The organism is Enterococcus sp. UD-01 (genome assembly GCF_044909655.1).
In the GTDB taxonomy this organism is placed as follows: Bacteria; Bacillota; Bacilli; order Lactobacillales; family Enterococcaceae; genus Enterococcus_L.
The window spans coordinates 1-11986 of record NZ_JBIYEU010000013.1 but is presented as its reverse complement, the minus strand read 5'-3'; the positions used below and the strand labels follow the sequence as shown (position 1 = coordinate 11986).

Here is an 11986-nt window from a genome sequence, read left to right as displayed (position 1 = left end):
AGTGAAAATCAATTTTCAAACAGATGTTGGACGAAAACGCAATACAAATCAGGATTATGCTAGTGTCTTCGAGAATCAGGCAGGCGTTTCGCTGGCGATTTTAGCTGACGGAATGGGCGGCCATCAAGCAGGAGACGTAGCCAGTCAAATGGCGGTCAACAACATTGGCGGACGTTGGCAAGAAAGTGCGGTAGATTCCTCGGAAAAAGCAGCACAATGGCTGATTAAAGAAATTCAAGACGAAAATGAAACGATCTACCAAAAGGGTCAGTCAAAACCAGAATATCTGGGAATGGGTACGACAATTGTCAGTGCTGCTCTTTTGGAGCAGTCCTTTGTGCTGGCTAATATTGGTGACAGCCGGGCCTATTTAATCCGCAATGGATTACTGCTGCAGCTGACAGAGGATCATTCTTTAGTCAATGAATTAGTTAAATCGGGCGAAATCACACGGGAAATGGCTGCGAATCATCCGCGGAAAAACGTTTTGACCCGTTCACTTGGCATGCCTGGAATGGTGGAAGTTGATGTAACGAATCATCTTTGGGTACCCGATGACTATATTTTACTGTGTTCCGATGGTTTGACAAATATGGTTTCAGAAGAAGATATTTTAAGTATTTTATTATCAGAAACGTCCTTGAATGAAAAGGTGTCTACTTTGATTCAAGCAGCAAACGAGGCGGGCGGTGCTGATAATATTACTGTGCTGGCAATACATTTTGACGAGAAGGAGGAGAACCAATGATCGAGATTGGCAGGAAATTAAATGGCCGTTATCATATAATCGGTAATATCGGCAGCGGCGGCATGGCCAATGTTTTTCTAGCACATGACCTGATTTTAGATCGTGATGTGGCTGTAAAAGTACTGCGTTTTGACTTCCAAAACGATCAGGCTGCCATTCGCCGGTTTCAGCGGGAAGCTTTGGCTGCTACTGAATTGGTTCATCCGAATATCGTCAGTGTTTATGATGTCGGCGAGGAAGACGGCTTACAATATTTAGTAATGGAATACGTAAAGGGGATGGATTTAAAACGATATATTCAAACTCAATACCCAATTCCTTATGCAAAAGTTGTCGATATTATGGAACAAATTTTATCTGCAGTATCTTTGGCTCATGAGCATCGCATTATCCATAGAGATTTAAAACCACAAAATATTTTGATTGATGAAAGCGGCGTTGTGAAGATTACTGATTTTGGTATCGCAATTGCTTTAACAGAAACCTCCATTACGCAAACCAATACTATGCTGGGTTCTGTTCATTATTTATCACCTGAACAAGCGCGCGGCAGTATGGCAACGAACCAGTCCGACGTTTATGCAGTGGGAATTATTTTATATGAAATGCTGACAGGCAACGTTCCGTTTGATGGTGAGTCTGCTGTGACGATTGCGTTAAAGCATTTCCAAGAAGATATTCCTTCCGTGAAAATATTTGATCCGAATATCCCACAGTCATTGGAAAATGTGGTCTTGCATGCGACAGCTAAAGATCCAGCCGATCGTTATAAAACTGCGGAAGAAATGTCCCGCGATTTATACACTGTCTTAGCGGCAAATCGTTTAGACGAACCTAAATGGGAACCAACTGGTTTGATGGGGGAAACGAAAATATTAACGCCAATTACTGACGATATGCCGATGCCTTCTGCTTTTCAATCAATGGAAACACCAACTGAAGAAAACGAAGCGGAAACACCGGAAGAACCAGCACCAAAGAAAAAGAAGAAAAAACGCTGGATTATTTTAATCATTCTTTTGGTAGCAGCGTTACTGATTGGCGGAGGATTATATTGGGCAGGACGTGGCAACGGCGAAGTCAAAGTTCCGGATGTGTCAGATAAAACAGAAGCTGAGGCACGTTCTTTATTAGAAGAGGCCGGGCTGAAAGTAAAAGCTGAAACAAAAGAAATTCCTGATGATTCAATTGAAGAAGGTAGAGTTGTGAAAACTGATCCAGCTGCAGAAGCAACAGTAAAGAAAAATCGTGAAGTAGAGCTATACATCAGCTCCGGAAATAAAAAAATCAAGCTTTCCGATTATACCGGTCAGGAGTATAAAGATGTTATTGAATCCTTAGGAAAACTAGGCTTCCAGGAAAATCGCATTGAAATTCAAAAAGAAGCGAACAATAAAGTAGACGAAGACGAAGTAATTCGGCAAACACCAGAAGCCGGTGAAGAAGTAGATCCGAAAACGGATGAAATTACTTTGGTAGTAAGTGAAGGTCCGGATGATGTTTATTTGGACAATTATGCCGGATACAGCTATGAAAATGCCGTCAATGCGTTAATCGCTTTAGGGATCAAGGAAAGCAATATCACGCGCTCTGATGTAGAAAGTGATACAGTTGAAGCTGGAGCAGTCGTTTCTCAAACACCGGCTGCCGGTTCAGCGGTCAATCCTAAAAACGGTAAAGTGACGCTTCAGGTCAGCAAGGGTTCTGATAAAGTAACTATTGGTAATTACGAAGGCACGACTTATGCAGATGCGGAAGCTGCTTTGACTAGTTTAGGTATTAATAAAAGTCAAATCGTACGTGTAGATGAAGAAAGCGATAGTGTCGAAAGCGGCGTAGTTATTTCCCAAGATAAGGTTGCTGGTTCTGCGTTCAATGTGAAAACAGACAAGATCACGCTACGAGTCAGCAAAGGCTCAGATAAAGTAACTGTACCAGATGTTGCTGGGTTATCTAAAGCAGATGTGCAAGCGAAGCTAAGTCAAGTTGGCCTTAGCATGGTTGAAGCGCAAGAACCATCTTCAAGCATTTCCAAAGGCTCGGCGATTCGCAGTACACCAGGTGCAAATGAGAAGGTCGCTAAAGGAGCAAGCATTACAGTTTACTTCTCATCAGGTGACGACAAAAAAACAACAAATGATAATGGTACAAACAATAGTTAAAGAGGAAGAGAAGCTGATTCAAACGGCTTCTCTTTTCTTTAGTAATGATGAGTATTCCATTGAAGTGCATTTAGCTTTTTCACAACCTGTGGTAAAATAAAAACAATAGAAATGAGGAGGTGGCATTTCTGAAAGGTCAAATCAGAAAAGCATTAAGCGGATTTTACTATGTCTATGCTGAAGGCGAAACGTTTCAAACCAGAGCCCGCGGCAATTTTCGGAATCGTAAAATTACTCCGCTGGTAGGTGATGAAGTAATCTTTGAAAGCGATAACGTAACAGATGGCTACTTGCTTGAAATATTACCAAGACAGAATGAATTAGTTCGTCCGCCAGTTGCCAACGTAGATCAGGGTGTTATTGTCATGAGTATGGTAGAACCGAATTTTTCCTATAATCTGCTGGATCGTTTTTTAGTGACGCTAGAGGAAAAAGGCATTGAACCCATTATTTATTTGACTAAAGTAGATTTATTAACCGGGACAGAAGCAGTCAGCGTGGCTTCAGTAGAAAAAATATACACCCAGATCGGCTACCCTGTTATTGCCGCCAAAAATGAAGATGACCGTCAAGCGGTGCAAGAGCTGGAACAATATTTTCCGGAACGACTGACCGTTTTTATGGGGCAATCTGGTGCGGGAAAATCCACCTTGCTTAACAAGATTTCACCTGAATTGCAGTTGGCAACGAATGAAATTTCCGAGTCGTTAGGCAGAGGAAAGCACACCACTCGTCACGTAGAATTATTGCCCTTGTATGATGGCTTAGTAGCAGATACACCCGGCTTTAGCTCAATTGACTTTTTAGAAATGACACTCACTGAGCTGCCAAAACGTTTTCCTGAATTTGTAGAAGCGGCTCCCGCATGTAAATTCCGAGAATGCATGCATCACAAAGAACCGGGCTGTGAAGTAAAACATCAGGTAGAAACAGGCGCTATTGCCCAAACACGCTACGATAATTATTTGCAGTTCCGTCTGGAAATTGAAAATCGCCGACCAATCTACAAGAAGAAGTAATTTGCGTTGTAACGCCAAATTAAACTAAAACTCATTCAGTTGCAGGATTGTGGAGTTTATCAGGCAGCTGATGAATGAATAAATAACAGCAGAAATAGGGGAGATAATTATGAAACTAGCACCATCGATTTTAAGCGCTGATTTTGCCAATTTAGAAAGAGACATCCAATTAGTCGAAAAATTAGGAGCTGATTATATTCATGTCGATGTAATGGATGGGCAGTTTGTACCTAATATTACCTTGGGACCAAACGTTGTTTCAGCGATTCGTCCAGTGACGAAATTACCGCTGGATGTGCATTTAATGATTGTACAGCCGGAAAATTATATCGAAGCGTTCGCAAAAGCCGGAGCGGATATTATTACGGTTCATCAAGAAGCGACACCGCATATTCATCGTGCTGTTCAAATGATTAAAGCAGCAGGCGTAAAAGCCGGTGTTGTGATTAATCCGGGTACACCATTGTCTGCGATTGAATATGTGTTGGATTTAGTGGATCAAGTTTTAATCATGACTGTTAATCCGGGCTTTGGCGGACAATCATTCATCGAAAGCTCCTTAGACAAAATTGCGCAATTAAAGGAATGGAAAGAAGCGAAAGGCTATACCTATGATATCGAAGTCGATGGTGGTATCGATCCGACAACGGCGCAGCGTTGTAAAGAAGCGGGTGCGAATGTCTTTGTTGCGGGTTCTTATATTTACAACTCTGAAAGTCCGAAAGAACGTATTGATGCATTGAGAGCCGTGTTGGATTAATGGAAATTTTACTTGTGGCCGGTGGCACACCGGAGCAATGGCCGGTTCTGGATGGACAAGAGTTCGACTATTTTGTTGGAGTGGATCGCGGCTGTCTTTACATTTTAGAACAGGGCTGGACGTTGGATCTGGCAGTAGGGGATTTTGATTCTATGACCGAAATAGAACGTCAAAAAGTCCAAAAGTCGGCACATGAGCTGCAGCGGGCTCAAGCTGAAAAGGACGACACAGATACGCAACTGGCATTGGCACTGGCTTTTGAAAAATTTCCGCAGGCAAATGTCACGTTGGTCGGTGCTACAGGTGGTCGGCTGGATCATTTTTTAGCGAACTTATGGCTGCCCTTAGAGCCAAGATTTCAGGCTTTTGCTTCACAAATTAAGCTTAAGGATGCGCAAAATAGTATCGCCTATTTTCTGCCGGGAAGCTACAGTGTAAAAAAAGCAGCCGGGATGACCTATTTAGCCTATTGTTGTTTGACTCCTGTAACGAATTTAACTTTAATCAAGAGTAAATATACCCTAGATCGGGTGGACGTAGCAGTTCCTACTTCTTATGCTAGTAATGAATTCGTTGGCGAAACCGCCGAATTTTCCTTTGATACAGGAATGATTGCAGTGATTCAAAGCCACGACCATCAATAAAAAAAGCTGGACGGCTAAGCCGTTCAGCTTTTTGTTGTTATTCGATTAAACACGCTCGATTTTACCAGATTTCAAAGCACGAGTTGACACCCAAACTTTTTTAGGTTTACCGTCTACTAATACACGAACTTTTTGTAGATTAGGTTTAACAGTACGTTTAGTTGCGTTCATCGCATGTGAACGGTTATTGCCGCTTTTTGTTTTACGACCAGTAAAGTAACATACTTTTGCCATTTTTAGTTTCCTCCTTTGCTTTGATCTCGGAGCGATAGTTTTCTGCTCATACTAGCTTAATTTATCATAGATAAGAATAATTTGCAAGAAGATTTTCTAATTGTGTGAAGGTGGAAGATTTATGTTTACAACTCAGCCTGTTTTATTGAAATAAAAAAGTCGCTTATATAACAAAAATCGCTGAAAAAGCAGTGTATTTGTGCTGGCTTTTTCTCTTGAATCACCAATTGACTTTTCTTTTTAAACCATGTAAATTATTAAAATATTGGCAAATGTAATGAAACGCTTAATAATCTGTCTATCTTCCTTTTCATTGGCGAACGGCTATGTTAGAATGTTATAGAAGAAAATAGGGCAATTATGCTCTTTAAGGAGGCTTTCATCAATGGCTGTAAAAATCAAAACACCAGCAGGAACCATTGAGATTACCAATGAGGTTATTGCCACTGTGGTCGGCGGAGCTGCTACAGATATTTACGGAATCGTCGGTATGGCAAGTAAAAACCAAATCAAAGATAATTTAAATGGCATTTTGCGCAAAGAAAATTATTCTAAAGGTGTTGTCGTACGTCAAGAAGAAAATGGCGTTGCGGTGGACGTATATACAATTGTAAGCTATGGAACCAAGATTTCAGAAGTTTCTCGAAATGTACAAGAAAAAGTAAAATACAACCTTGAAACATTACTGGGCGTAACGGCAAATTCCGTCAATGTATTTGTGCAAGGTGTTCGTGTGTTGCCTGACTAGGTAGCCGACTGTTAAATAGAAGAATTTTTTCAACTATTTACAGGAATCTAAAGGAGGATTTTTTAGGTGAATGTAACAGAAATCAGTGCAAGTCAGTTCCAAGAGATGGTACAGGCTGGTGCGAGTCGTTTGCATGTGAATGCAGAGTATGTCAACTCATTGAATGTTTTCCCTGTGCCTGATGGTGATACAGGAACGAATATGAACTTATCTATGACAAGCGGAGCGAAAGCTGTAGCTGATTCTCGGTCTGAAAAGGTCGGCGAGCTAGCAACCGTTTTATCAAAAGGCTTACTAATGGGAGCTAGAGGAAACTCTGGCGTTATTTTATCGCAATTATTCCGCGGATTTTCTAAACAAATTCCGGATGTCACAACCTTAAATGCTAAGGATCTGGCTGCAGCCTTTACACACGGAGTGGAGACAGCTTACAAAGCTGTAATGAAGCCTGTAGAAGGAACGATTTTAACCGTTTCTCGTGAAGCAGCTCGTTCTGGTGAGCGCAAAGCAAAAGAAAGCGATGACTGCATCGAAGTGATGTCAGCTGTTGTCAAAGGTGCTAAACGTGCTTTAGCTAAAACACCTGATCTTTTACCTGTTTTAAAGGAAGTCGGTGTGGTGGACAGCGGCGGTCAAGGTCTGCTATTTATCTATGAAGGCTTTTTAGAAGCGTTATCTGGCGAATTCGCTGCAAATGAAGTCTATGAACCAACGCCAGGTGAAATGGACGAAATGGTGAATGCAGAGCATCACCGCGGCGTAAGCGGACATGTCGCTACGGAAGATATTAAATTCGGTTACTGTACGGAAATTATGGTTAAAATTGGTGAAGGCCCAACAGTAGACAGCGCCTTTGACTACGAAACTTTCCGTAATTACTTAAATGAACTAGGGGATTCATTGCTTGTGGTAAACGATGACGAAATCATCAAAGTTCACGTGCATACAGAACATCCTGGAGAAGTAATGAACTATGGTCAAAAATTCGGTTCATTAGTAAAAATCAAAGTAGACAACATGCGCCTACAGCATGAAACACTGGTTGAGCATGATGCTCAGGCAGCACAATCTGCTGTTGTTCAAAAACCGCGCGTACCTTTTGCTGTTATTGCAATTGCCGCCGGTGAAGGCGTACAAGAATTATTCCGTAGCTTGGGTGCCAGCTATATTATTAGCGGCGGTCAAACGATGAACCCAAGTACAGAAGATATCTTAAAAGCGGTAAAAGAAGTGAATGCGGATCAAGTCATCATTTTACCAAACAATAAAAATATCTTTATGGCAGCCGATCAGGCAGCTGAGGTTGCAGATATTCCGGTAGCGGTTGTTCCAACAAAAACAATTTCGCAGGGAATGACAGCAATGCTTGCTTTTAACGATCAGCAATCGCTTGAAGAAAACAAAGCAACAATGACTGAAATGATCGAAAGCGTCGTGAGCGGACAAGTCACAACGGCCGTGCGTGATACGACAATTGATAATGTTGAAATCAAAAAAGACGACTATCTTGGCATGATTGACGGAAAAATCGTTATTTCAGAACCAGAGATATTCACTGCTTCTTTAGATACTTTAAAACAAATGATTAACGAAGATACTGAAATTGTTACCATCATCGTTGGCGAAGGCGGTACGATGAAAGAAGCTGAAAAATTGGCAGAAACACTAACTGCTGAACATGAAGAGCTTGAAACAGAGCTTCATGAAGGCGGACAGCCAGTCTATCCGTACCTGTTTTCAGCTGAGTAATAAGTTGATAAATGTCAAAGCTGAAATCCACGAAAATTGTGCTGCAATTTTTTGTGGATTTTCGTTTATTTCCAAAATAAAATATAACTGCATTTTTTCACTGAAAAAGTGTTTATTTACGTATATTAATGAGAGGAGGAAAATTGATGGACTTGTCGGATGATATTCATTTATTATCGGGTGTCGGGCCAAAGCGTGCTGAAAATTTAAAAGAATTAGGGATTCAAACCATCGAAGATTTATTGACCTATTATCCGTTTCGTTATGAAGATATTAAAGAAAAAGAATTGAACGAAATTCAGGATCAGGAAAAAGTCACCTTAAAAGGGTTGGTGGTTTCCGAACCAGTTGTCAGTCGTTATGGTTACAAAAAAAGCCGCATGATGTTCCGGATGATGCAGGAGCATGCAGTAATCAATGTTTCCTTCTTTAACCAACCTTACTTAAAAGACAAGGTCATTTTATCTGAAGAAATCGCTGTTTATGGCAAATGGGACGCAAAACGCAAAGCACTTAACGGCATGAAGATTTTGGCTGCTAAAAATGACGGAGAAGATTTTGCGCCGATTTACCATGTAAATAAAAAAGTTCGTCAAAGCAGTCTGATTCAGTTGATACGTGCCGGTTTTGATACCTATGGTCACTTGATTCCGGAGATTTTACCGGAAGAATTACTCGAAAAATATCGTTTGATGCCACGAAAAGAAGCCATTTTTGCGATGCATTTTCCCAATAATCCAGATGAAAGCCACCAGGCGAAGCGTCGTGTCGTTTTTGAAGAATTTTTCTTGTTCCAATTGAAGATGCAGGGATTGAAAAGGCAGGAAAAGGCCGAAAAGAACGGCTTAAGTATTCATTACGATGTCGAGCGTTTAAAAGCTTTTACGCAAAAGCTACCTTTTGAACTAACTAAGGCTCAAAAGAAAGTGACGAATGAAATTTGTCGTGATTTAATGAGTCCGAATCACATGCAGCGCTTACTGCAGGGAGATGTCGGCAGTGGAAAAACGGTAGTAGCTGCAATTGCTTTATATGCGACCATGACCGCTGGCTTTCAAGGTGCATTGATGGTGCCGACAGAAATTTTGGCGCAGCAGCATATGGAAAGCCTGCAGCAGTTATATGATCCCTTAGAAGTTCATACTGCATTATTAACTGGCTCAACCAAGGCAAAAGAGCGCCGGGAGATTTTAATGCAGCTTGCCAATGGCGAAGTTGATATTATTATAGGAACACATGCTTTGATTCAAGAGGATGTGGTTTTTCGTAACCTAGGACTGGTAATTACAGATGAACAGCACCGGTTTGGTGTGAATCAGCGGAAAATTTTAAGAGAAAAGGGCTTAAAGCCGGACGTGCTGTTTATGACGGCAACACCGATTCCAAGAACCCTAGCGATCACAGCTTATGGCGAAATGGATGTTTCCATTATCGATGAAATGCCGGCTGGCCGGATTCCGATAGAAACTCGCTGGATTCGACCGCCGCAGCTGGATACGGTATTGGAATGGATGCAAAAGGAATTGGCACGAGGGCATCAAGCATATGTGATCTGTCCTTTAATTGAAGAATCTGAAGCACTGGATGTAAAAAATGCCACAGAGATTTTTGAACACATGTCGGCATTCTTTCAGCCGAATTATCAGGTGGGGCTGCTTCATGGCAAAATGAAGAATCAGGAAAAAGACGAAATTATGCAGGAATTTAAGGACAACCGGCTACAACTGCTGGTTTCTACGACAGTTATAGAAGTAGGGGTCAACGTGCCGAATGCTACGGTGATGCTGATTATGGATGCTGATCGCTTCGGTTTGGCCCAGTTGCATCAGCTGCGCGGACGTGTCGGACGTGGCTCTGAAGCTTCCTATTGTATTTTAGTTGCGAATCCCAAAAATGAAATGGGGGTTGAACGCATGAAAATCATGACAGAAACAAACAATGGTTTTGTTTTGAGTGAAAAAGATCTGGAGCTGCGTGGGCCGGGAGAAGTGTTTGGTGCCAGACAATCGGGCATTCCGCAATTTGCGGTTGGCGATATTGTGACAGATTTCAATATCCTTGAAGTGGCTCGTCAAGAAGCAAATGCTGTTTGGAAGAAAGAACAATGGTGGGTCTTGCCGCAATATCAGGGTCTTGCAGACAAAATTAAGCCGCATGAGGCTCAAGAGCAATTCTTTGATTAGTCTGGGCGGACTTGGACCTTTGTGCATTTCTTGTTGCAAATAGCCCATTTTTATAAGCGTAAAAGGGTTTGCTCGGATTTTCATTATGTTATACTAGCTAGTGAGAATATTTTAGGAAGGACGAATGTATATGAAAATTGCCGTTGATGCAATGGGCGGCGATCATGCACCTCAAGCGATTGTTGAAGGTGTTATGCTGGCCAAAAAAGATTTTCCGGACATTGAATTCTTATTGTACGGAAAAGAAGCTGAGATTAAAAAATACGTAACTGATGAAAAAAATATTACCATTATTCATACAGATGAAAAAATTGATAGTGACGACGAACCGGTTAAAGCCATTCGCCGGAAGAAAACAGCCTCAATGGTTTTAGCTGCTCAAGCAGTTAAAGAAGGAGCAGCGGATGCGATTTTTTCAGCGGGAAATACAGGAGCGCTGTTAGCAGCAGGCTTGTTTATTGTCGGTCGAATTAAAAATGTCGAACGTCCGGGATTAATGTCTACCCTGCCAGTGATGGGGCAGCCGGATAAAGGCTTTGATATGCTTGACTTAGGAGCGAATGCCGATAATAAGCCCGAGCATCTTGTGCAGTATGCCGTTTTAGGTTCTTTTTATGCTGAAAATGTTCGCAATATCAGTAATCCTAGAGTAGCACTTTTAAACAACGGAACGGAAGAAACAAAAGGCAGCGAGTTGACGAAAAAGGCTTTTGAGCTGCTTTCACAGGAAGCAGGCATTAATTTTATTGGCAATGTGGAAGCTCGTGAGTTATTGAATGGACAGGCAGATGTGGTAGTGACAGATGGCTTTACTGGAAATGCAGTGCTGAAATCAATCGAAGGAACAGCCATGAACTTAATGAGCTTATTAAAAACGTCTATTCTTTCTGAAGGCGTTAAGGGCAAAATGGGTGCATTGCTGCTAAAAAATGCCTTAAGAGGAATGAAGGATGAAATGGACTACTCCAAACATGGCGGTGCTGTTTTATTCGGGTTAAAAGCTCCAGTAATAAAAACACATGGATCAACGGGGCCAGAAGCCGTTCGTTATACGATTCGTCAGATTCATACGATGCTGAAAACAAACGTTGTACCCCAATTAGTCAGCCACTATGAGGCAAAGGACTAGTCCGGTGCGCAACCTAAATGCAATTAATTTGTAACAATAATGAAAAAAATGATGGACAAATCAATCAATTGTGAGTACAATGAACCATAGCGTTTGAATTTTAGAAAAAAACGCTTTTCAAAAACAGTGGAGGTGAATACAGTTGACTCGTGAAGATGTACTTGGAAAAGTAGCGAAGATTATCTCAAACCACTTTGATATTGAAGCTGAAAAAGTGACAGATCAATTAAACATTAAAGATGACTTGAACGCAGATTCAATTAGCGTAATGGAATTTGTTTTAGAGCTGGAAGATGAGTTTGGTACAGAAATTTCTGATGAAGATGCAGAACAAATCGAAACAGTTGGCGCTGCTGTAGATTATATTATGAATCACTTAAATTAAAACTAAAAATAGTCGGGAAAAGGCATTTGGATGGTGAAATTTAGGATGAGCATGAAAAATGGTTTTTTCCTGTTTTTTGTGTTTTCTAAAAAGATGCAGCCAATGATTTTCCCATTGCTTATTTGAATGTAAACATACTAAGATTAGAGGAGAAACTTATCGACGGATGAGTTTCTCCTCTATTTTCCTTTTTTAGGTTTATAGTAGAGAGTGAAAGGAAGATCG

11 protein-coding genes are annotated in these 11986 nt (G+C 41.2%); 10 read left to right on the top strand and 1 reads right to left on the bottom strand.

Annotated features, from left to right (window positions below; translation table 11 throughout):
- The first annotated feature begins 1 nt into the window (after nt 1).
- From ABH902_RS11110 to ABH902_RS11090, 5 genes are all read left to right on the top strand, one after another.
- Nucleotides 2-748 (top strand): Stp1/IreP family PP2C-type Ser/Thr phosphatase, encoded by a 747-nt coding sequence (locus ABH902_RS11110; RefSeq protein WP_404590786.1) that lies wholly within the window; start codon nt 2-4, stop codon nt 746-748.
- On the top strand, nt 745-2910 hold the full coding sequence (gene pknB, locus ABH902_RS11105; RefSeq protein ID WP_404590785.1) for a Stk1 family PASTA domain-containing Ser/Thr kinase: 2166 nt from the start codon (nt 745-747) through the stop codon (nt 2908-2910). Before ABH902_RS11110 ends, pknB begins: the two co-directional genes overlap by 4 nt.
- Before the next feature lie 119 nt (nt 2911-3029).
- The gene (gene rsgA, locus ABH902_RS11100) at nt 3030-3929 is read left to right on the top strand and encodes a ribosome small subunit-dependent GTPase A (RefSeq protein WP_404590784.1); all 900 of its coding nucleotides are present in this window, start codon (nt 3030-3032) and stop codon (nt 3927-3929) included.
- 109 nt (nt 3930-4038) lie between these two features.
- Nucleotides 4039-4689, top strand: a complete 651-nt coding sequence (gene rpe, locus ABH902_RS11095) for a ribulose-phosphate 3-epimerase (protein ID WP_404590783.1) — start codon at nt 4039-4041, stop codon at nt 4687-4689.
- On the top strand, nt 4689-5333 hold the full coding sequence (locus tag ABH902_RS11090; RefSeq protein ID WP_404590782.1) for a thiamine diphosphokinase: 645 nt from the start codon (nt 4689-4691) through the stop codon (nt 5331-5333). Before rpe ends, ABH902_RS11090 begins: the two co-directional genes overlap by 1 nt.
- Nucleotides 5334-5378: 45 nt before the next feature.
- Here the strand turns inward: ABH902_RS11090 and rpmB are convergent, their stop codons facing one another.
- Nucleotides 5379-5567 carry a 50S ribosomal protein L28 gene (rpmB, locus tag ABH902_RS11085; protein ID WP_154776855.1) on the bottom strand — a complete coding sequence of 63 codons (189 nt, stop codon included), beginning with the start codon at nt 5565-5567 and terminating at the stop codon, nt 5379-5381.
- 385 nt (nt 5568-5952) lie between these two features.
- On the opposite strand from rpmB, the gene ABH902_RS11080 reads away from it, so the two are divergent.
- From ABH902_RS11080 to acpP, 5 genes are all read left to right on the top strand, one after another.
- Complete coding sequence (locus tag ABH902_RS11080) at nt 5953-6315, top strand: Asp23/Gls24 family envelope stress response protein (protein WP_010761897.1); 363 nt, start codon at nt 5953-5955, stop codon at nt 6313-6315.
- 66 nt (nt 6316-6381) lie between these two features.
- On the top strand, nt 6382-8064 hold the full coding sequence (locus tag ABH902_RS11075) for a DAK2 domain-containing protein (protein ID WP_404590781.1): 1683 nt from the start codon (nt 6382-6384) through the stop codon (nt 8062-8064).
- A gap of 143 nt (nt 8065-8207) precedes the next feature.
- Entirely contained in the window at nt 8208-10247 is a 2040-nt protein-coding gene (recG, locus tag ABH902_RS11070; RefSeq protein ID WP_404590780.1) for an ATP-dependent DNA helicase RecG, read from the top strand.
- A gap of 130 nt (nt 10248-10377) precedes the next feature.
- The gene (plsX, locus tag ABH902_RS11065) at nt 10378-11376 is read left to right on the top strand and encodes a phosphate acyltransferase PlsX (protein ID WP_404590859.1); all 999 of its coding nucleotides are present in this window, start codon (nt 10378-10380) and stop codon (nt 11374-11376) included.
- A 142-nt stretch (nt 11377-11518) separates the two neighbouring features.
- Nucleotides 11519-11761, top strand: a complete 243-nt coding sequence (gene acpP / locus ABH902_RS11060) for an acyl carrier protein (RefSeq protein WP_404590779.1) — start codon at nt 11519-11521, stop codon at nt 11759-11761.
- Nucleotides 11762-11986 lie beyond the last annotated feature (225 nt).

Coding starts and splice junctions, on each gene's coding strand:
- pknB (WP_404590785.1), top strand. CDS start 745: ATGATCGAGATTGGCAGGAAATTAAATGGCCGTTATCATATAATCGGT.
- rpe (WP_404590783.1), top strand. CDS start 4,039: ATGAAACTAGCACCATCGATTTTAAGCGCTGATTTTGCCAATTTAGAA.
- ABH902_RS11090 (WP_404590782.1), top strand. CDS start 4,689: ATGGAAATTTTACTTGTGGCCGGTGGCACACCGGAGCAATGGCCGGTT.
- rpmB (WP_154776855.1), bottom strand. CDS start 5,567: ATGGCAAAAGTATGTTACTTTACTGGTCGTAAAACAAAAAGCGGCAAT.
- ABH902_RS11080 (WP_010761897.1), top strand. CDS start 5,953: ATGGCTGTAAAAATCAAAACACCAGCAGGAACCATTGAGATTACCAAT.
- plsX (WP_404590859.1), top strand. CDS start 10,378: ATGAAAATTGCCGTTGATGCAATGGGCGGCGATCATGCACCTCAAGCG.